We start from the raw sequence: 19,052 nt of genomic DNA, 5'->3' as shown, positions 1-19,052 counted from the left end.
CGGTCGAATCAATTCGTCGTCCACTCGCGGATATCGACAAAATGGCCGGCGATTGCTGCCGCAGCCGCCATGGCCGGCGAAACCAGATGGGTCCGGCCCTTGTGACCCTGACGGCCTTCGAAGTTGCGGTTGGACGTCGACGCACAGCGCTCGCCCGGCTTCAGCTTGTCCGCATTCATGGCAAGGCACATGGAGCAGCCCGGCTCACGCCATTCGAAGCCTGCTTCCTTGAAGATGACGTCCAGACCTTCTTCCTCGGCCTGTTCCTTCACCAGACCAGAGCCCGGGACAACCATGGCGCTGACGCCTGCCGCCACCTTGTGATTGCCGATGACGGCCGCAGCAGCACGCAGGTCTTCAATGCGGCCGTTGGTGCACGAACCGATGAAGGCGCGGTCGATCTTGATGTCGGTGATCTTGGTGCCCGGCTGCAGGCCCATGTATTCCAGGGCGCGCTTCTTGGACTCGCGGCGGTTTTCATCAGCGATTTCGGCCGGATCCGGCACGACACCTTCCACCGAGATGACGTCTTCCGGAGACGAGCCCCAGGAAACGATCGGCGGCAGGTTGGCAGCGTCCAGCTCGATGACCTTGTCGAAATAGGCGTCCGCATCCGAATGCAGGGTCTTCCAGTAGCCGAGAGCCATATCCCAGGCTTCGCCCTTGGGCGCCTTCGGGCGGCCTTCGATGTACTTGTAGGTGATTTCGTCCGGTGCGATCAGGCCTGCGCGTGCACCAGCCTCAATGGACATGTTGCAGACCGTCATGCGGCCTTCCATCGACAGGGCACGGATTGCTTCGCCGGCATACTCGATCACGTAGCCGGTGCCGCCTGCGGTACCGATCTTGCCGATGATGGCCAGAACGATGTCTTTCGCGGTGACGCCGGCAGGGATCTTGCCGTCGACCTTCACCAGCATGTTCTTGGCTTTCTTCTGGATCAGCGTCTGGGTGGCCAGAACGTGTTCCACTTCGGACGTGCCGATGCCGTGGGCGAGGGAGCCGAAAGCACCATGGGTGGAGGTGTGGCTGTCACCGCACACAATGGTCATGCCGGGCAGGGTGAAGCCCTGCTCGGGACCCACGATGTGAACGACGCCCTGACGCATGTCGAGTTCGGAATAATATTCGATGCCGAATTCGGCAGCGTTCTTGGCCAGCGTGTCGACCTGCAGGGCCGATTCCGGATCATCGATGCCGTGACGGCGGTCGGTGGTCGGAACGTTGTGGTCGACCACGGCAAGCGTCTTCTCCGGCTGACGCACCTGGCGGCCGGCCATGCGCAGGCCTTCGAATGCCTGCGGGCTGGTAACTTCATGCACCAGGTGGCGATCGATGTAGAGCAGACCGGTTCCGTCCGGCTGCATGTCGACCACGTGGTCGTCCCAGATCTTGTCGTAAAGCGTCCGTGCCTTGGCCATGGGTCTCTCCTCGGTCCATCCGAGCAAACGGTCAAACGGTCTAAAGTTTGCGAAATGCCCGGTGATGCCCGTCGCGGCGCGTCCAGCCGCAAGGGTCTATCCTCGTTTATCGTAGCTAGTGAATGACGCAGCGCCGCCTGAAGGTCAAGCGTTCCGAGTTGAGCTGAATTCAACTCAGATTGACCGGCGCAGGAAGAACGGGGCGCAAAACCCCGGATTTGCATCGGACTGCGCCAGGGTTTGGCGCAAATGCAAAAAAGGCGGCCCGAAGGACCGCCTTTTCGAAACGTTTTGTCGGGCCGGCTTATTCGGCTGCGTTCTCTGCAGCTTCCTTGGCAGCGGCCTTGGCTTCTGCAGCAGCTGCCTTGGCAGCAGCCACTTCCGCACGCACTTCTTCGTTGAGGCGCTTGGAACGAGCATTGGTGTTTTCGACGATACGGGCAGACTTGCCGCGACGGTCGCGCAGGTAGTAGAGCTTCGCGCGACGGACCTTACCGCGGCGAACCACTTCAACGCCTTCCAGCATCGGGGAGTAGATCGGGAAAACGCGCTCGACGCCTTCGCCGTAAGAAATCTTGCGAACCGTGAAGCTCTCGTTGATGCCGCCGCCGGAACGGGCGATGCAGACGCCTTCGTAAGCCTGGGTACGGGTACGCGTACCTTCGGTGACCTTCACGTTGACGCGAACGGTGTCACCAGGAGAAAATTCCGGCAGCTTGCGCTGCTCTTCGATTTTCGCCATTTCCTCAGCATTGAGCTGCTCGATGATGTTCATGGCATATTTCCCTTTTGAATTACAAAGCGGTCAGAGCGTTTTCCGGTTTGGGCCGGAAACGGGTTCACCGACTTTGGGCCATGTTGCTTGTCGGCTGGACTTTCCTGATTTTCCGGTCCTTTTGGTCCGGTTCAGGACGCAGGTCTTTCCAAGGAAAAGACACAACTTCACCCAGCTTCGGCGCGCGTATACAGCAAATTTGCGCCACTGTCATGCGGATTCTTCAATCCACGTCGTCTTCATCCGCCATATAGGCATCCCAGAGATCCGGCCGCCGCTCGCGTGTCAGGCGCTCGGCTTCGGCCATGCGCCATTCGTGGATCTTCCGGTGATTTCCCGAGGTCAGAACCTCGGGAATGGTCAGGCCTTCGAACTCGGCCGGCCGCGTATATTGCGGGTGTTCCAGCAGGCCACCTTCGAAACTTTCGGTTTCCGCACTGTCCATGTTGCCCATGACTCCAGGGATGAGCCGGACAACAGCGTCCAGCATGGTCAGCGCGCCGATTTCGCCGCCGGACAGGATGTAGTCGCCGACGGAGACTTCCTCCAGACCACGCGCGTCGATCACCCGCTGGTCGACCCCCTCGAACCGGCCGCAGACGATGACTGCGCCAGGGCCTTCGGCAAGTTGATGCGCGCGGTCCTGGGTAAAGGGCGCCCCGCGCGGGCTCATCAGGAGCCGCGGGCGCGGATCGTCGGCAGGGGCCGCCGCATCAATGGCCCTGGCCAGGATATCGGCCCTGAGCACCATTCCGGCACCGCCACCGGCCGGCGTGTCGTCAACGGAGCGGTGCTTGTCCGTCGCGAAGTCGCGGATCTGGCTGGTTTCCAGCTGCCAAAGCCCCTTGTCCAGCGCCCGGCCCGAAAGGCTGTGGCCCAGGGGCCCTGGAAACATGTCCGGGTAGAGCGTCAGAATGGTTGCCTTGAACGTCATTACGCCTGTCAGTTCTGCTGATTGGCCGGTATGCCCGGGTCCAAAACCGCTCATTGGTTAACGAGCCGTTTACCGCTTTCCTAAAAACCTGTCGAATTCTTCAGGGTAGCCGCCGGAAAGAAAGCTCTGATTAAGGCTCGCAGTATAAAGTGGCAAGAGCGTTTCAATCGGGTTTATTGCCGTGGCAAAATTTCCAGTCCTGCGTTTCAAGCTTCCCCGTTTCATTCAGGTTCATGTCGACCGCCACTATCTCGACATTTCCCTGAGCCGCGTGCTGCCCCTGTTCGCCCTGATGACCTTCGGCGTGCTGGCCGGCCTTGTGTTCAACACCGGCGTCGGCCACCCCTATGACAAGGTCATCCATATCGGCTTTTTTGCACTTCTGACCCTGTCGATCCATGCGCTGTTCTGCTGCCGGCTGCGCATTTCGGCCGTCGTCGCCTTCGGCATGGGTCTGGCGGGTGAAGTGGTGCAAGGCTTCATTCCCCACCACGAAATGTCGTTGCAGGATGCCTTTGCCAACGGCATCGGGGTTGCACTGGTCGTCGCACTGATTGCGCTGAAGCGTTCCGAGGTTCGGCAGGCTGTCCGCCAGGACATTCCCGCGGAGGAGCGCGAAGAGCTCAACTTACGCAAGATGGGCTTGCAGCCCGTGCCAACGCGTTACCTGTCCGGCTCGTCTTCCGAAGGCTCAGGAGCTCCTTCGGAGAAGTAATCCTCCGGCAGCGAAGCGCTGACCCGGCCGTTCTCCAGATCGATCTCCGGCACGAATTCCTTCGTGAACGGAACATAGAAGCTGCGGCCGCGTTTTGGCCGGACTTCCAGCAGATCGCCGGCTCCGAAATCCTGCACCGCAATGATCTTCCCGAGTGTCTCGCCAGTCTGGTCGAGCACATCGAGGCCGGTCAGGTCGGAATAGTAGAATTCGTCTTCTTCAGGTTCGGGCAGCTGGTCACGGTCGATGAAGAGATCGACGCCGTTCAGCTCTTCCGCCTGGTTGCGGTCCGCGATCCCCTTGAACTTGGTGATCACCACCGTCTTCTGCACCCGCGCCCGTTCCACCTCGAAGGAACGTTTGCCGTCCCGGGTAGTCAGAATGCCGTAATCGGCAAAGGAAAGCGGGTCATCGCCGTAAGGTTTGACCCGCACTTCCCCGCGAATGCCATGCGCCGCACCGATCTTGGCCATCAGTACCTTCTGATCGTCCTTGGACGTCATCTCAAAAGGCTCCCTGGCCAATGTCTTCCGGTGCGGCTTGGCGCATCTGCTTATTCGGCAGCTGCTTCTTCTGCCGGAGCGGCAGCAGCTTCGGCGGCAGCAGCAGCTGCTTCTTCTTCAGCCTGACGCTTGGCTTCAACGCGTTCCTTCGCCTTTGCGCCCAGCTCGGCTTTCTTCGGGTTGTTGCGCGGCTCACGCTTCAAGAGGCCGGCAGCATCCAGGAAACGGTGAACGCGGTCGGTCGGCTTTGCGCCGCTGTCCAGCCAATGCTGAATACGCTCGACGTTCAGGGTCACGCGGTTTTCGGAATCCTTCGGCAGCATCGGGTCGTAGGAACCGACCTTTTCGATGAAACGGCCATCGCGCGGGGAGCGGATGTCAGCAACAACGATGCGGTAGTACGGGCGCTTCTTGGAACCCCCACGTGCCAGGCGAATTTTCGTAGCCATTTTTATGTCTCCAGTTTGTTCAGTTGCCGGCTTCAGCGGCAATGGCTTCGTGGTGCCGGATCACTTCCTTGACGATGAAGTTCAGGAATTTCTCGGCAAAGTCAGGATCGAGATTGGCGTCGCCCGCAAGCTGGCGCAGCCGTTCGATCTGAATTTTCTCCCGCGCCGGATCAGCCGGCGGCAGGTCGTTGGTGGCTTTCAGCACACCCACTTTCTGGGTGCACTTGAACCGTTCGGCGAGCATGTGAACAAGAGCCGCATCAATGTTGTCGATGGACGCCCGAAGAGCCTTCAGTTCGCGCAAGGCGGGGCTTTCACCCAGCTTGTTCTCCGCTTCGCTCATCGTTTCTTGCCCTTGCCCATACCCGGAAACCCGGGAAGTTTCGGACCGCCGAGGCCCGGAAGGCCCGGCATGCCCATGCCTGGCGGCAGACCGCCGCCCAACCCGCCGGGCAGGCCTTTGGGCATTTCCATGCCGCCCGGCAACTGGCCGGACTTGGCCATTTCTTCAAGCTGCTTGGGATCGACATCCGGCATTCCGCTGCCGCCAAGGCCGCCCATCAGCTTGCCCAGCATGCCTTTGCCCTTGCCCATCTTCTTCATCATGTCCGCCATCTGGCGGTGCATTTTCAGAAGCTTGTTGACGTCGGCCACATCCATGCCCGACCCGGCTGCAATACGCTTCTTGCGGCTGGCCTTGAGCAGTTCGGGCTTCTGACGCTCGGCCGGTGTCATGGATTCGATGATGGCGACCTGACGCTTGAACATCTTGTCGTCGATGTTCGAAGCCTCGATCTGCTTCTTCATCTTGCCGATGCCCGGCAACATGCCCATCATGCCGGACATGCCGCCCAGCTTTTCCATCTGGCGCAGCTGCTCGGCGAGATCTTCCAGGTCGAAGTGACCTTTCTGCATCTTCTTCGCCATTTTCGCGGCTTGTTCCGCGTCGATGGCTTCTGCAGCCTTTTCCACCAGCGAGACGATGTCGCCCATGCCGAGGATGCGGTCTGCGATCCGGCGCGGGTGGAAGTCTTCAAGTGCGTCTGATTTTTCACCCGTACCGATCAGCTTGACCGGCTTGCCGGTAACCGCCTGCATGGAGAGCGCCGCACCGCCGCGGCCGTCGCCGTCCATACGGGTCAGGGCGATACCGGTGATGCCGACGCGCTCATCGAAGCTCTGCGCCAGGTTGACGGCATCCTGACCGGTCAGGCTATCGGCCACCAGCAGGATTTCATGTGGCTGGGCAGCGGCTTTCACCTCTGCCATTTCAACCATCAGCGGCTCGTCGATGTGAATACGGCCGGCGGTGTCGAGCATGACCACGTCATAACCGCCGAGCTTGGCGGCGGACATGGCCCGCTTGGCGATTTCGACCGGGCCCTGGCCGGCAACGATCGGCAGCGTGTCGATGTCGTTCTGCTCACCCAGAACCTTAAGCTGCTCCTGGGCAGCCGGACGGCGAGTGTCGAGCGATGCCATCAGCACCTTGCGCTTGTCGCGCTGGGTCAGACGGCGGGCAATCTTGGCCGTGGTGGTGGTCTTACCGGAGCCCTGCAGACCGACCATCATGATCGCTACCGGTGCCGGAGCGTTCAGGTCGATCGGATGGGCTTCTTCACCGAGCATCTCGACCAGCTGGTCATGAACGATCTTCACGACCATCTGGCCCGGGGTCACGGACTTGACCACTTCGGCACCGACGGCGCGGTTGCGCACCTTGTCGGTGAAGGAACGTACGATCGGCAGCGCAACGTCGGCCTCGATCAGCGCGCGGCGGATTTCGCGCAGCGCCTCGTTGACGTCGTTCTCCGACAGCGCACCGCGGCCGGTGAGCTTGTCGAAAATACCGCTTAATCGATCGGACAGGCTTTCAAACATCAGTAGTCCTTGAATAGTCTCGGTTTCGGGAAGTCTCCCGAACCATATGGGCAACCGCCGGTCATTTCCAACCGGATCAATCCGCGCAAAGCAGTTTGACACCCGAGGGCGCAACGCGCTGTCGGATGTTAACCTCCGGGAACTCTTTACACCTTTACGGGTCCCGGTCGGCGGATCGAAATTTCAATCACTCATATGGAGTTCGCGGGGATATGCCCGAAACCCGGGCAAGAGTCAAGGAAGCGGCGGAATTTACCGTTTTCCTTGATCCGGTTTTCTTTCTCTACTCCGTGATCCCGTGGCTTGACCATGGGATCCATGCCGTTTCGTCTTGTCGAACATCTGGTTTTCGGTTCAGGCCATGAACGCTTGGGTGCTGATCGCAATCGACGTCAGGATGGCGATGGTGAGCAGCACCGCGGCCAGACCCAGCAGCAGTCCGAAGATGACGACCAGACCGTCGCGCTCGACAATGCCGACGCCGGCGATGAACAGAGCTACCGCCGGAAACCAGCCGCTGAGCGGCACGGGCAGAAACAACGTGAACGCAATGACGAACAACGCAAGCCCGAGCAAACGCTCATGTTTTCGCGCAAACAGACCTTCGTACCGGTGGGCCAGCACGCGCTCCAGCCGCATTGTGACGGGACGGAGGCGCACCATCGTTCGCCGCAGCTTGTTGTGATTGAGCGACAGGCGTGCAAGCGGCCTGGGCAGTTTCACGTGCGGAAAGCCGAGCACCATCTGGAACGTGGTGACGAGCACCGGCAGACCGGTAACGAGCGAGGAGCCGGGAGGCAGCGGCAGAAGCGTCAGCAGCGAAAACAGCACGATCGCCCAGCCGAACGACGTCTCGCCCAGCGCCAACAGCAAATTGCCGAGCGTCAGTGTGCCGTCCCGGTGCTGGTCGCGCGATGTCCGCAGGATCGGCAGCGACAGCGAAGGTCTTCGGCGTCTTTCGCCCTGCATTCAAGATTTCCGTTACAGCTTCTGAGTCGCGCAGGGTCTATCATTCCATCCGCAATAAATCCAACGCCGAGTAACACGGGTTGGCGTATTTTGCAGTTCGGCAGAACAACCGTGCCCCGGACAGTCCGGCGGCATCAATCCCGCTTGGACGTCTCGTATTTGGCCGAAACCTCATAATAGTCGTTGAAGCCGATCCGGTCGCGCAGCTCCTTGAAGTCCATGAGATCCGGTGTGCGGTCCTGGTCGGTCTTCAGCTGCTGCAACGTTGCCACCATCGCCTTCATGGCACTGGCCATCAGGGTCAGCGGATAGGCGGCAATGGCGTAACCGATGTCCCGAAGCTCTTCATGCGAAAGTTCTGGAGTTTCGCCGCCTTCCACGATGTTGGCCATCTTCGGGCCCGGCAGCTCCCGGCAGATTTCCTGCATTTCGGCAACCGTCTTGGGCGCCTCGACAAACAGGATATCAGCGCCGAGTTCCTTGAACTTTGCCGCCCGGGCAATTGCCTCGGCAAGGCCGTGCTCATGACGGGCATCGGTCCGGGCAAGGATCAGGATATCGGCCCCTGCCTCCTTGGCATCCTGCGCCGCCCGGATCCGGTCAAAGGCTTCCTCGCGGGAAACGACTGCCTTGCCCGGCGTGTGACCGCAGCGTTTCGGAGCCACCTGATCCTCGATCATCACGGCCGCGGCGCCTGCCTTGGCCATGCCGGTCACGGTCCGGCGCACGTTCATGGCATTTCCGTAACCGGTGTCGCCATCCGCCAGCAGCGGGATCCGGACCGCATCTGTGATGTTGCGCGCCTGATCGAGCACTTCGCCATAGGACATCAGCCCCAGATCCGGCTGCCCGATCCGCGATGCGGAAGCGGCAAAGCCGGACATGAAGGTGAGATCGAACCCTGCCTGCTCGATCAGCTTGGCGGACAAGGCATCATAACAGCAAGGCATGACGTGAAGTTTCGGCTGCTCCAGCAGCGCGCGAAGGGTAGCTGCCGGTGACGGCATGACAAAAACCTCAGAACTTGAATGGCAGATAGAGCGCGAGATCGGTCCAGACATACAGGATCGCGACCGAAATCAACATGATCACCAGGAATGGCAGCACGCCACGGGAGACGTCGGACAGCTTCGATCGCGCGACCGACTGGATGACATAGAGATTGAGCCCGACCGGCGGTGTGATCAGGGCGCATTCCACCATGACGACCATATAAACGCCGAACCAGATCGGATCGAAGCCCAATGCCATGGCTGCCGGCAGCAACACGGGCGTCATGATCAGCACCATGGACAGCGCCTCGAACACCAGCCCCATGATCAGAAGCACGATCGACACCACGATGATGAATGCGAGCGGCGTATCGATGGTCTGGCCGATGAAGACCGAGATATCCTGCGGAATCCGGTAAAGCGTGATCGCCTTGCCGAACACCTTGGCCCCGGCAATGATCAAGACGATGGCAACGGTCGTCACCATGGCATCGAACGCGGCTTCCTTCAGACCTTGCCAGGTAAGCGTACGCAGGATGGGCCCGGTAATCAGAAGCGCCACGGCAAAGCCGATGGCTGCAGCTTCCGTCGGTGTCGCCGCGCCGCTGTAGATGGCACCGATAACAACAAGCGCCAACAGGATCGATGGAAATGCCCGCACTGTTGCGCGCATGCGCTCGTCCCAGCTTGACGCCGGCTCCGGCGTGTAGCCCCCGAACCAGCGGGCATAGACCATGGAAAAAACGATGAAGAACACCACAAGCATAAGGCCCGGGCCAACACCTGCCAGGAACAGCGCGATCACCGATTGTTCGGTAACGAAGCCATAAACGATCATCGGGATCGACGGCGGGATCAGAATGCCGAGCGTGCCACCGGCGGCAAGCAGGCCGTAGACGAATTTCCGCTCGTAGCCGCGCTGGATCATTTCCGGGATCGCAACTGTTCCGATGGTGGCGGCCGTTGCCACCGACGATCCGGAAATGGCTGCGAAGATGGCGCAGGACAGGATGGTCGCGACGGCCAGTCCACCCGGCCAGTGACCGACCCAGGCATGAACGGCGGCAAAGAGATCCCGCCCGACCCCGCCTTTCAGCAGGATATTCGACATCAGCAGGAACAGCGGTACCGCCAGAAGAATGAAGCCATCCAGCGTCGACAGGATCGCCTGGGGCGCCATCAGCGGCGAGAAACCGCCGAGAATGAGCATTCCAAGCCCGAGACCGCCCAGCGCGAACGCCACCGGCACGCGGATCAGCAACAAGGTGAACAGCGAAGCGAGAATGAGAACCGTCGTCATTCCATCACCACCGCTTCATGGTCGCCCGACTTGGGCTTCTGGCCCAGCTCAATGAGGGCCTGCACGAACAGAAGTGCAAATCCGACAGGAACGGACAGTTCGGAGATCCACATGGGAAGGTCCAGCATGGAGCCCGAGGTGCGGCCTCGCTCGAAGGAATCGTAGAAGATCCCGCCGCCTTTCCAGGCGACCAGGATGCTGAACACCGCAACAAAGCCCATGGCAACCACATGGCAGGCGCGTCGCCAGCCCGGGCTCAGCTGGTCTGTCAGCGCATCAACCGCAATGTGCCGACCGGCTTTCAACAGCCATGGCATGGCAAGCATGGTGCCCCAGATCAGGCACAGCTGAGACAACTCCGACGCCCAGATGGTCGGTGCAACGAAAAGATACCGGGCCAGAACTTCATACGTGAGCATGCAGCCCACGGCGACGAACAGCAGCGCGGCGATCCAGGCAAAGGCCTGAAGAAGAAAATAGAAGGCTTTCATGAAACCATCTGTCGATCGAGCAATCGGCAAGGCCGGGAAAAGACGGCCGGTGAAACCCGGCCGCGAAAAGACACCGGAACTCCGGCATCCGTGACTGGAAGCGGCCAGCATGGCCGCGGCCGCTTCCGTCGTTCAGTATCCGTGGACCGTCAGAATTTCTGAGCGGCTTCGAGAACCTGCTTGCCGAGGGGGCCCGCTTTTTCGACGAAGTTGTCGTAGACCGGCTGGCTTACGCTTTTCCAGGCGGTCATTTCTTCTGCGGTCGGCGTGTAGATGGTCATGCCGTTCTGCTCCGAAATCTCGTAAGCTTCGGCTTCGATCTGGGACATCCGATCCCGCACATCGGCTTCCGCCTTGAGGGCAGCAGCCTCGATGATCTTCTTGTGCTCATCCGGCAGGCCATTCCAGAAATCGGTGTTCACCACGACGATGAACTCGATATCCGCATTGTTGGTCACGGTGATCGTGTCCATGACTTCCCAGAGCTTGCGGGATTTCACGCCGGAAACACCGGTCATGCCGATGTCCACGGTGCCGCGCTGGTAGGCCAGATACTGTTCGGAACCGGAAATCAGCGTCGGCGCACCGCCGGCAACCGTGACAAAGTCGCCAAGCGTCTTGCCGAAGACGCGAACCTTCTTGCCTTTCAGATCTTCCGGGGTTTTCAGCGGTCCGCCATTGGACAGCATGATGGAGCCGCCATAAGCCTGCCACCACAGAACGGTGGAACCGGTTTCCGCGATTGCCTCATCCAGCGGTCCGCGCACGGGAGATCCCTTGGCTACGGCTGCACGAACCTTTTCTTCCGTGTCGAACAGGAACGGCTGATAGAAAACGTCGACGGCAGGAATGTCGCCGACATAACGCGTCAGCGACGCAACGCCCATTTCGATGGACCCGCTTCCGACGGCTGCCGGAACTTCGTTGTCCTTGTAGAGCTGAGCGGAATCGTAGATCTCCACGGCAATGTCGCCGTTGGAGTTTTTCTCTACTTCTTCCTTGAAAAGCTGCAGATTCTGGCCGAGGTGGCTCGTCAGAGGCAATTGCAGCGAAATGCGCAAGGTTGTGTCTGCTGCTTGTGCCGAACCGGCTGCCAGGCCAAGCGCCATTGCCGCGCCAAGCGCCCAGGAAAGTACTTTCATGTTTTTCCTCCCAAATTTATGAAATCACTCTGGCAAAGCCTCCCGGTCCGGTCAACATGAACTGGCGTATAGGTGTGTTTTAGAAGCAGATTTGCCGATCGCGCGCAGGCAAGCCACCCTGCCGGTCTTTCCAGGTGACAGGCAGGCCCAAATCCCGACGGCCTTGCTTTTTGCAGTGCACAGGCAGATAACGACTGTCTTTTGACACACACGCCTGCTGTCCTGACAGCCGACCGTTGCGGACGTCCAGTCTATGAATTATCGCGCCATTGCTTTGCCAATCGGACGATTGCTCATCCTGATTTCAGTTCTGATGATCGTTCCGGGTATCGCGGATGTGTTCGCCAGTAACTCTGACTGGCAGGTTTTTCTGGTGTCGGCCCTGGTTCTTGGGACGGCGGGCTTGCTCATGACCATGGCTTTCCAGGGAGAACAGCCGCCGAGCCACTTTCGCGAAGCGATCCTGTTCGTCAACGCCGCCTGGTTCACCTTCTCCTTCGCCGGTGCCGTTCCGTTCTACTTCAGCGGCCTCGGCATCAGCTTCACAGACGCCTTCTTCGAGACTGCTTCCGGCCTGACCACAACCGGTTCGACAATCCTGACGGGTCTCGACACGTTGCCGCCGGGCATCCTGCTTTGGCGAGCCTTGCTGCAATGGGTTGGCGGCATTGGCGTGGTTGCCATCGGGATCTGGCTTCTGCCGGGTTTGCGCGTTGGTGGCAGCCAGCTCTTCGCGCTGGAATCGTCTGAAAATACCAGCAAGCCATATGGTCATGTCGGACCGTTCGTCTACCGGCTGCTGGCCCTTTATGCCGGACTGTCGATTGCCTGCGCCACGCTCTACCTGCTGTGTGGAATGACCTTTTTCGAAGCGGTGATCCATTCCATGACCACTGTCTCGACGGGAGGATTCTCCACGTCCGACCAGTCCTTCGGCCAATTTGACGGCCTCGCCGTTTATTGGGTCGCCTCGGTGTTCATGCTGGGGTCCGCCGTGCCGTTCCTCTATCTGATCCGGAGTATCGAGCGACGGCATTGGGTGAAGGACGTCCAGATCATGCTGCTGCTTGCCATTGTCGCCGCAGCTTCGATCAGCGTGTTCCTGTTCGAACGGTTCATCGGACATGACACGCCGTTCCAGATGTTCACATTCGCGGTCTTCAACGTGGTTTCGGTGATCACCACCACCGGCTATGCCGCCAACGACTACCTGCAGTTCGGCCCGCCCGTGATCGCGATTTTCTTCGTGCTGACGTTCTTCGGCGGCTGTAGCGGCTCCACGTCCGGCGGCTTCAAGATGTTCCGGATCGCAATTCTGGGCAGTTACATCCAGGGCCTGTTCCGACGGATGATCCGGCCGCACCGGGTGGTCGAGGCGAAATACCAGGGACGGGCCGTGTCAAATCCAGTTCTGGAAGGCGTGCTTGTCTTCGCCGTTCTTTATGCAGGCGCATTCGCGGCGTTCTCGCTGGTCTACATGATGCTCGGTCTTGATCTCGAGACGGCGCTCAGCGCCTCCATCACAGCCCTTGCGAATGTCGGTCCCGGCGTAGGCGATACCATTGGTCCGTCCGGTACATTCCAGTCGCTGCCGGATCTCGCCAAATGGTTCCTGGCGGTTCAGATGATCCTCGGTCGGCTGGAAATCCTGGCAGGTATCCTGCTCCTGACACCGGATTTCTGGCTGGACTGAAGCCTGACCCGGCCGGATTGGCTCATTTCTTCGGAAAAAATTCGGAAGTCCCCTTCAAAACGGAAAACCACCGCCGGCGTGACCTTACCGACGGTGGTCTTGTTCGGGCAATCTGGCTGCTGACGCAGCCGACGGGGGGTTTGATTGCCCGAAGCCCGATTACGGCTGGACGGAGGTGAACTCTTCCGGATCCAGAAGGCTGTCCTGATTGCTGTCAGCCGCGTTGAATGCATCTTCAGAAAGGGTCGGGACGGCTGCCGCGATTTCCTCGAAGCTGACATAACCGTCCTGATCGAGATCCACCGCCTCGAACGACATGCCCTGGGCAAGAGCTGCGGAAGACGCGGTAAAGGCACCGATCAGAAGAGCAGCAGTAAGACGTTTGGACATGATATGACCTCCAATGGTTTGGGTCTTGTCAGGTGTCCCGTGTGCCGTTCGGCTTTGGGCTCACCTGTCGTTCCGTCCGTTCGCCAGGCCCCTGCGACCCGTCGAACCGGAACGAGACAAACACTGCGGGCCGATCGCGACCGGCAAAGGGCAGCTCTTTGAAACCTTCGCGGCAATGTTGTGTCTCGCCATAGGGATCAGCCACAGGTCGGTCAAACTACCGTCATTTTTAACGATTTTAGGCAGTTCTGGGGCTTCCGCTGGAAAAACAAGTCCGAATATCTATTTGATTTTATTTATAAATTCGAAACAAACTGGTCGAAACGGCTAGCCGGGCTTCGGTTCGCGACCAGTCCTGCAAACCGAAGCAATACCAAGACCGGGCTGATTGCCGTTCCGTGAAACGGCAGGCTTCGATCAGGTGTATTCGCGCGAGCCGAAGATGGCGGATCCGACACGCACATGCGTGGCCCCAAAGCCGACCGCGACCGGATAGTCGGAAGACATGCCCATGGAAAGCTGCTCAAGGCCATTGCGGGCGGCGATCTTTTCCAGAAGCGCGAAATGTTCGCCCGGCGCTTCGTCGACCGGCGGAATGCACATCAGGCCGACAATGTTGAGCCCGACATCTTCCTTGCACTCTTTCACGAAAGCATCGACATCCTTCGGTGCGATGCCTGCCTTCTGGGGCTCTTCACCCGTGTTCACCTGAATGAAACACGGCAGATCCCTGCCCTGCTTTTCCATCTCGGCTTTCAGTGCCCTTGCGATTTTCGGCCGGTCAACCGTATGGACGACATCAAAGGTCGCGACCGCTTCCCTGGCCTTGTTGGATTGCAGCGGGCCGATCAGATGCAATTCGATGCCTTCAAAGTCCTCGCGAAGCCCCGGCCACTTGTGCATGGCTTCCTGCACCCTGTTTTCGCCGAAAACCCGCTGACCTGCCTCAAGCGCCGGGCGGATCTCGTCCGCTTCGAAGGTCTTGGAAACCGCAATCAACGTTACCGACCCCTCCGGCCTGCCGAACTCGGCTTCGGCACTTCTGATATCTGCCTGGACGTTGGCCAGTCGGTCTGCTGCGGAGGTCATCAGTTGGTCCTTCAAATTGTCAGGTGCTCTGCCGGATCGCGCGTTCCTTCTCATAGGCCCGGTCGCCCCTTGATCTCAAGTGGTCTTTGCACAGACCCAAGCGACCTGACGTGACTGCACAGCCGGTGAATTTTCACGCCAGGTATTCAATCAGGTTCACCTTTTCCTAGAGGTTTGCCGATAGTGTCTCGCCGCTTGCATCAAATGAAGATGGAGGGCCCGGTGTGAGGCAACTCGGTTCATTTATCTGCATACTGATGTTGTTCTGCTTTCTGTACGTTCCCGCATCGCGGAGTGAAACCTTCACGTTCGCGGTTGGCGAATGGCCGCCTTTTATTGGCGAGAAGTCACCGGGCTTCGGAAGCCACACCCAGATCGTCAGACGCATAATAGAAAAAGCCGGGCATCGGGCGAAATTCGACTTTCTTCCCTGGCAGCGATCGTACCAGATGGTCAGGAACGGGACTTACGCCGCAACCTTTTCCTGGTCCTACACGGATGAACGAAGTGAGGAATTCCATTTTCCCGAACGGCCCGTCGGACTGGCAACCTACGTACATTTTTACAAGAAAGACCGGTTTCCGGACGGCATCGGACCACTGAGCTTCGATGATCTTCGCAAGGAAGGGCTCTCCGTGGTTGCGGTCAGAAACTACTGGTACGAAGACATGCTGGAGGCTGCGGGTGTCACTGTTGAATATGTGTCGACGGAACAGCTTGCCTGGTCGATGCTTCTGCACGAACGGGCCGATGTCTATATGGAGAGCACGGAAGTCGGCATGATCCGGAAGGCCGTGTTCCTGGGTGACGAAGCAAGCCTGCTCGTTCACTCCCCCACCTTCCTGGAAGTGCCCATGTATCCCATGTTCAGCAGGAAACACCCGGACGGGCGGCGCCTGTTGGAAATCTGGGAAGCTTCAAGTCCGCCGGATCCCGAAACAACGCCGGAAGCGGCCATCCGATAGCTTTACGAATGCGGCGTTGCGAAATAAACAGGCATCTGCAAGATCAATCTCTTCTCACATGTTGACCCCGGACGCGATTTCTGGTGACAGTCCGGCAGTCAATCTTTCAGGAAATCCGCCGGATCCGGCGGCAAGAACAAACGGCACATTTGATGGCAACGGAACGGTACAATGCGCGCGAAGTCGAAGCGCGCTGGCAAAAGGTCTGGAACGACAAGGACGTCTTCGTCACCCACAACGACGATCCCCGCGACAAATACTATGTCCTTGAAATGTTCCCCTATCCGTCCGGCCGCATCCACATGGGCCACGTGCGCAACTACGCCATGGGCGATGTTGTTGCCCGTTACAAACGCGCCAAGGGCTTCAACGTCCTGCATCCGATGGGCTGGGACGCTTTCGGCATGCCGGCGGAAAACGCGGCCATGCAGAACAAGGTTCATCCGAAGGACTGGACCTACGAAAACATCGCCACCATGCGCGACCAGCTCAAGATCATGGGCCTGTCGCTGGACTGGAGCCGGGAATTCGCGACTTGCGACGTCGCCTATTACACCCAGCAACAGCGGCTTTTCCTGAAGTTCCTGGAGGCCGGCCTCGTCTACCGCAAGAACGCCAAGGTCAACTGGGACCCGGTCGACATGACGGTTCTGGCCAACGAACAGGTGATTGACGGTCGCGGCTGGCGCTCCGGCGCTCTGGTTGAGCAGCGCGAGTTGACCCAATGGTTCTTCAAGATTTCCGATTACTCGGAAGACCTGCTGGAGGCGATCGACACGCTCGACCGCTGGCCGGACAAGGTGCGCCTGATGCAGAAGAACTGGATCGGCCGCTCCGAAGGTCTGCGTGTGCGCTTCGAATTCACCGAGGCTGCGCCCACCGGCGACAAGACGCTGGAAATCTTCACCACCCGTCCGGACACGCTGTTCGGTGCTTCCTTCATGGGCCTGTCGCCGGATCATCCGATCTCGACCAAGCTGGCGGAAAGCAATCCGGAGCTGAAAGCCTTCATAGAAGAGTGCCGCCGGGTCGGTACATCCGAAGAAGCAATTGAAAAGGCAGAGAAAAAAGGTCTCGATACCGGTCTGCGCGTCAAACACTCGCTGGATGCCTCCATCGAGCTGCCGGTGTATGTCGCCAACTTCATCCTGATGGACTATGGCACCGGCGCCATCTTTGCCTGCCCGGCACATGACCAGCGCGACCTGGACTTCGCCCGCAAATACGGCCTGCCTGTCACGCCCGTCGTGCTGCCGAAGGATGCCGATCCGGCAACCTTTGATGTAGCCGACGAGGCTTTCACCGACGACGGCACCATCTTCAACTCCGGCTTCCTGAACGGCCTTTCCATTCCGGACGCCAAGGAAGCGGTGGCCAAGAAGCTGGAAGAAATCACCGTCGACGGCGCATCCCAGGCAGAACGCCAGGTGAATTACCGCCTGCGCGACTGGGGAATTTCGCGTCAGCGCTACTGGGGCTGCCCGATCCCGGTCATTCATTGCGACGATTGCGGTGTGGTACCGGAGAAGGACGAGAACCTGCCGGTCCAGCTGCCGGATGACATCAACTTCGACAAGCCCGGCAATCCGCTCGACCGTCACCCGACCTGGCGAAATACGTCCTGCCCGAAATGCGGCAAGCCTGCCCGCCGCGAATCCGACACCATGGACACCTTCGTGGACAGTTCCTGGTACTTCGCCCGCTTCACGGCGCCGGACTGCGATCAGCCGACCGACCCGGAAGCCGCCAACGGCTGGCTGCCGGTGGACCAGTATATCGGCGGTATCGAGCATGCCATCCTGCACCTGCTCTATTCCCGTTTCTTCACACGGGCGATGCAGAAGGTCGGTGCGCTTGATCTGAAGGAGCCGTTCAAGGGCCTGTTTACACAGGGCATGGTCACCCACGAGACCTATCGCGTCGGCGAAGGTGCGAACGGGCGCTGGATTGCCCCGTCCGAGATCCGTATCGAGGATGTCGACGGCAAGCGCCGCGCGGTTCTTGTCGAAACCGGTGAGGATGTGGCCATCGGCTCCATCGAGAAGATGTCGAAGTCGAAGAAGAACACTGTCGATCCGACCGACATCATCGACACCTACGGCGCCGATACCGCCCGCTGGTTCATGCTGTCCGACAGCCCGCCGGAGCGAGACGTGATCTGGACCGAGGACGGCGTGCAAGGTGCCTGGCGTTTTGTCCAGCGCGTCTGGCGCCTGATCGGCGACATTGCCGAGAAGATCGAACCTCGTGGCGGCAAGGCACCGGAAGTCGACGGCAAGGCGCTTGATCTGCGCCGGGCCAGCCACAAGACCCTGGCGGCCGTTTCCGCCGATCTGGAAGGCCTCGGCTTCAACCGTGCCGTGGCCCGCCTCTATGAGCTGGTCAACACCATCAGCAAGGTCTTCAACGAAGGCGACGCCGATGCCGGCACCGAATATGCCGTACGTGAAGCAGCCGACTACCTCGTGCAGATGATAGCTCCGATGATGCCGCACCTGGCAGAAGAATGCTGGTCTGCACTCGGCCACGACAATCTGATTTCGGAAGCAAGCTGGCCGCAGGCCGACGAAGCCCTGCTGTCCGACGACACCGTCACCTACCCGATCCAGATCAACGGAAAGAAACGCGGTGAACTGACGATTGCAAAAGAGGCTTCCAAAGACGAGGTCGAAGCGGCTACCTTGGCCCTCGACGCAGTCAAGAAGGCTCTTGAAGGCAAGGCGCCGAAGAAGATCATCGTGGTACCGCAAAGGATCGTGAATGTCGTTGTTTAACAACCTCTTCCAGAGCAGTGGCGCTTTGCGGCGCGCTGCCCTTTGCGCCGGACTGGCTGCTGCCATGGCTCTGGGCGGATGTCAGGTCCGCCCGCTTTACGGCAGCAGCACGGGCGACTTCGGTTCCCAGCCCTCCCCCGTGGCGGCGGAACTCGCGGCAATCGACCTGGAATCAATCTCCAGCCAGTACGCCAACGACGACGCATCGCGTGTTCTCTACAACGAACTGACCTACCGGTTCGAACGTGGGGCCGGCTCGGGTGCCAAGAAATATCGTCTCAAGGTGTTGATGGACATCGGCAGCTCGGAAGTCGGCGTTGAACAGTTCTCCGACGTACCTTCCGCCTACACGACCACGATGAACTCGACCTTCGTCCTGAGCGATCTGGCGACCGACGAAACCCTGATGACCGGCCGGGCGTTCAAGTCCGCTTCCTACGACTTCTCCAACCAGCGTTTTGCCAACACCCGTGCCTATCGTGATGCGCAGGAACGTGTTGCCAAGGCAGTTGCCGACGATATCGCAGCCCGGATTGCCGGCTATTTCGCCAGCCAGTCGTAACACTGAC

At 59.6% G+C, this 19,052-nt stretch carries 19 protein-coding genes; 5 read left to right on the top strand and 14 right to left on the bottom strand.

What is annotated here, in order from left to right; translation table 11 throughout:
- Window positions 1-8: 8 nt before the first annotated feature.
- The 3 genes from leuC to trmD all read right to left on the bottom strand — a co-directional run bounded on the left by leuC (window position 9) and on the right by trmD (window position 3,130).
- Window positions 9-1,421 carry a 3-isopropylmalate dehydratase large subunit gene (leuC, locus tag FIV05_RS06150; RefSeq protein WP_075282739.1) on the bottom strand — a complete coding sequence of 471 codons (1,413 nt, stop codon included), beginning with the start codon at window positions 1,419-1,421 and terminating at the stop codon, window positions 9-11.
- Between the two features lie 304 nt (window positions 1,422-1,725).
- A complete protein-coding gene (gene rplS / locus FIV05_RS06145; protein ID WP_152509010.1) occupies window positions 1,726-2,196 on the bottom strand; it encodes a 50S ribosomal protein L19 in 471 nt (156 codons plus the stop codon).
- A 223-nt stretch (window positions 2,197-2,419) separates the two neighbouring features.
- Entirely contained in the window at window positions 2,420-3,130 is a 711-nt protein-coding gene (gene trmD / locus FIV05_RS06140; RefSeq protein ID WP_152509009.1) for a tRNA (guanosine(37)-N1)-methyltransferase TrmD, read from the bottom strand.
- A gap of 181 nt (window positions 3,131-3,311) precedes the next feature.
- On the opposite strand from trmD, the gene FIV05_RS06135 reads away from it, so the two are divergent.
- Complete coding sequence (locus FIV05_RS06135; RefSeq protein WP_152509008.1) at window positions 3,312-3,845, top strand: antibiotic resistance protein VanZ; 534 nt, start codon at window positions 3,312-3,314, stop codon at window positions 3,843-3,845.
- On the opposite strand, the gene rimM is transcribed toward FIV05_RS06135, so the two are convergent.
- The 9 genes from rimM to dctP form a co-directional block, all read right to left on the bottom strand.
- A complete protein-coding gene (gene rimM, locus FIV05_RS06130) occupies window positions 3,794-4,348 on the bottom strand; it encodes a ribosome maturation factor RimM (RefSeq protein ID WP_023002485.1) in 555 nt (184 codons plus the stop codon). The genes FIV05_RS06135 and rimM overlap by 52 nt on opposite strands.
- Window positions 4,349-4,398: 50 nt before the next feature.
- Window positions 4,399-4,797: a 30S ribosomal protein S16 gene (gene rpsP, locus FIV05_RS06125; protein ID WP_023014459.1), complete on the bottom strand. Its 399-nt coding sequence runs from the start codon at window positions 4,795-4,797 to the stop codon at window positions 4,399-4,401.
- Window positions 4,798-4,816: 19 nt separating this feature from the next.
- Window positions 4,817-5,140 (bottom strand): chorismate mutase, encoded by a 324-nt coding sequence (locus tag FIV05_RS06120; protein ID WP_023002483.1) that lies wholly within the window; start codon window positions 5,138-5,140, stop codon window positions 4,817-4,819.
- Window positions 5,137-6,678, bottom strand: coding sequence for a signal recognition particle protein (gene ffh / locus FIV05_RS06115; protein ID WP_152509007.1), 1,542 nt, complete (start codon window positions 6,676-6,678; stop codon window positions 5,137-5,139). The genes FIV05_RS06120 and ffh overlap by 4 nt, the downstream gene beginning before the upstream one ends.
- Before the next feature lie 354 nt (window positions 6,679-7,032).
- Window positions 7,033-7,647: an exopolysaccharide biosynthesis protein gene (locus FIV05_RS06110; RefSeq protein WP_023002481.1), complete on the bottom strand. Its 615-nt coding sequence runs from the start codon at window positions 7,645-7,647 to the stop codon at window positions 7,033-7,035.
- Window positions 7,648-7,781: 134 nt separating this feature from the next.
- Window positions 7,782-8,654, bottom strand: a complete 873-nt coding sequence (locus tag FIV05_RS06105) for an isocitrate lyase/PEP mutase family protein (RefSeq protein ID WP_152509006.1) — start codon at window positions 8,652-8,654, stop codon at window positions 7,782-7,784.
- Window positions 8,655-8,664: 10 nt separating this feature from the next.
- The gene (locus FIV05_RS06100) at window positions 8,665-9,939 is read right to left on the bottom strand and encodes a TRAP transporter large permease (protein ID WP_023002479.1); all 1,275 of its coding nucleotides are present in this window, start codon (window positions 9,937-9,939) and stop codon (window positions 8,665-8,667) included.
- Window positions 9,936-10,430 (bottom strand): TRAP transporter small permease, encoded by a 495-nt coding sequence (locus FIV05_RS06095; protein WP_023014458.1) that lies wholly within the window; start codon window positions 10,428-10,430, stop codon window positions 9,936-9,938. Before FIV05_RS06095 ends, FIV05_RS06100 begins: the two co-directional genes overlap by 4 nt.
- Before the next feature lie 149 nt (window positions 10,431-10,579).
- Entirely contained in the window at window positions 10,580-11,572 is a 993-nt protein-coding gene (gene dctP / locus FIV05_RS06090; RefSeq protein ID WP_023002477.1) for a TRAP transporter substrate-binding protein DctP, read from the bottom strand.
- Between the two features lie 253 nt (window positions 11,573-11,825).
- Here dctP and FIV05_RS06085 point away from each other — a divergent pair, with 253 nt between their 5' ends.
- Window positions 11,826-13,265 carry a TrkH family potassium uptake protein gene (locus FIV05_RS06085; protein WP_209009870.1) on the top strand — a complete coding sequence of 480 codons (1,440 nt, stop codon included), beginning with the start codon at window positions 11,826-11,828 and terminating at the stop codon, window positions 13,263-13,265.
- 159 nt (window positions 13,266-13,424) lie between these two features.
- Here FIV05_RS06085 and FIV05_RS06080 read toward each other — a convergent pair whose 3' ends face one another.
- Window positions 13,425-13,655, bottom strand: coding sequence for a hypothetical protein (locus tag FIV05_RS06080; protein WP_152509005.1), 231 nt, complete (start codon window positions 13,653-13,655; stop codon window positions 13,425-13,427).
- A 417-nt stretch (window positions 13,656-14,072) separates the two neighbouring features.
- The gene (locus FIV05_RS06075) at window positions 14,073-14,744 is read right to left on the bottom strand and encodes a YggS family pyridoxal phosphate-dependent enzyme (protein WP_152509004.1); all 672 of its coding nucleotides are present in this window, start codon (window positions 14,742-14,744) and stop codon (window positions 14,073-14,075) included.
- Between the two features lie 257 nt (window positions 14,745-15,001).
- Here FIV05_RS06075 and FIV05_RS06070 point away from each other — a divergent pair, with 257 nt between their 5' ends.
- From FIV05_RS06070 to FIV05_RS06060, 3 genes are all read left to right on the top strand, one after another.
- A complete protein-coding gene (locus tag FIV05_RS06070; RefSeq protein WP_286202301.1) occupies window positions 15,002-15,709 on the top strand; it encodes a transporter substrate-binding domain-containing protein in 708 nt (235 codons plus the stop codon).
- Window positions 15,710-15,861: 152 nt separating this feature from the next.
- Window positions 15,862-18,483: a leucine--tRNA ligase gene (gene leuS / locus FIV05_RS06065; RefSeq protein ID WP_152509002.1), complete on the top strand. Its 2,622-nt coding sequence runs from the start codon at window positions 15,862-15,864 to the stop codon at window positions 18,481-18,483.
- A complete protein-coding gene (locus tag FIV05_RS06060; protein WP_031269989.1) occupies window positions 18,470-19,045 on the top strand; it encodes a hypothetical protein in 576 nt (191 codons plus the stop codon). Before leuS ends, FIV05_RS06060 begins: the two co-directional genes overlap by 14 nt.
- Window positions 19,046-19,052: the final 7 nt, after the last annotated feature.

Origin of the sequence: Labrenzia sp. THAF191a (assembly GCF_009363335.1) — a bacterium.
Classification (GTDB): Bacteria; Pseudomonadota; Alphaproteobacteria; order Rhizobiales; family Stappiaceae; genus Roseibium; species Roseibium algicola.
This window is presented reverse-complemented; position numbering and strand designations above follow the sequence as displayed.

Excerpts from the sequence above, each read along its gene's own strand:
- FIV05_RS06060 (WP_031269989.1), top strand. The coding sequence starts at position 18,470 with ATGTCGTTGTTTAACAACCTCTTCCAGAGCAGTGGCGCTTTGCGGCGC.
- FIV05_RS06095 (WP_023014458.1), bottom strand. The coding sequence starts at position 10,430 with ATGAAAGCCTTCTATTTTCTTCTTCAGGCCTTTGCCTGGATCGCCGCG.
- FIV05_RS06105 (WP_152509006.1), bottom strand. The coding sequence starts at position 8,654 with ATGCCGTCACCGGCAGCTACCCTTCGCGCGCTGCTGGAGCAGCCGAAA.
- FIV05_RS06100 (WP_023002479.1), bottom strand. The coding sequence starts at position 9,939 with ATGACGACGGTTCTCATTCTCGCTTCGCTGTTCACCTTGTTGCTGATC.
- leuC (WP_075282739.1), bottom strand. The coding sequence starts at position 1,421 with ATGGCCAAGGCACGGACGCTTTACGACAAGATCTGGGACGACCACGTG.
- FIV05_RS06075 (WP_152509004.1), bottom strand. The coding sequence starts at position 14,744 with ATGACCTCCGCAGCAGACCGACTGGCCAACGTCCAGGCAGATATCAGA.
- FIV05_RS06120 (WP_023002483.1), bottom strand. The coding sequence starts at position 5,140 with ATGAGCGAAGCGGAGAACAAGCTGGGTGAAAGCCCCGCCTTGCGCGAA.
- rplS (WP_152509010.1), bottom strand. The coding sequence starts at position 2,196 with ATGAACATCATCGAGCAGCTCAATGCTGAGGAAATGGCGAAAATCGAA.
- FIV05_RS06110 (WP_023002481.1), bottom strand. The coding sequence starts at position 7,647 with ATGCAGGGCGAAAGACGCCGAAGACCTTCGCTGTCGCTGCCGATCCTG.
- FIV05_RS06085 (WP_209009870.1), top strand. The coding sequence starts at position 11,826 with ATGAATTATCGCGCCATTGCTTTGCCAATCGGACGATTGCTCATCCTG.
- trmD (WP_152509009.1), bottom strand. The coding sequence starts at position 3,130 with ATGACGTTCAAGGCAACCATTCTGACGCTCTACCCGGACATGTTTCCA.
- leuS (WP_152509002.1), top strand. The coding sequence starts at position 15,862 with ATGGCAACGGAACGGTACAATGCGCGCGAAGTCGAAGCGCGCTGGCAA.
- FIV05_RS06070 (WP_286202301.1), top strand. The coding sequence starts at position 15,002 with ATGTTGTTCTGCTTTCTGTACGTTCCCGCATCGCGGAGTGAAACCTTC.
- dctP (WP_023002477.1), bottom strand. The coding sequence starts at position 11,572 with ATGAAAGTACTTTCCTGGGCGCTTGGCGCGGCAATGGCGCTTGGCCTG.
- rimM (WP_023002485.1), bottom strand. The coding sequence starts at position 4,348 with ATGACGTCCAAGGACGATCAGAAGGTACTGATGGCCAAGATCGGTGCG.
- rpsP (WP_023014459.1), bottom strand. The coding sequence starts at position 4,797 with ATGGCTACGAAAATTCGCCTGGCACGTGGGGGTTCCAAGAAGCGCCCG.
- FIV05_RS06080 (WP_152509005.1), bottom strand. The coding sequence starts at position 13,655 with ATGTCCAAACGTCTTACTGCTGCTCTTCTGATCGGTGCCTTTACCGCG.
- ffh (WP_152509007.1), bottom strand. The coding sequence starts at position 6,678 with ATGTTTGAAAGCCTGTCCGATCGATTAAGCGGTATTTTCGACAAGCTC.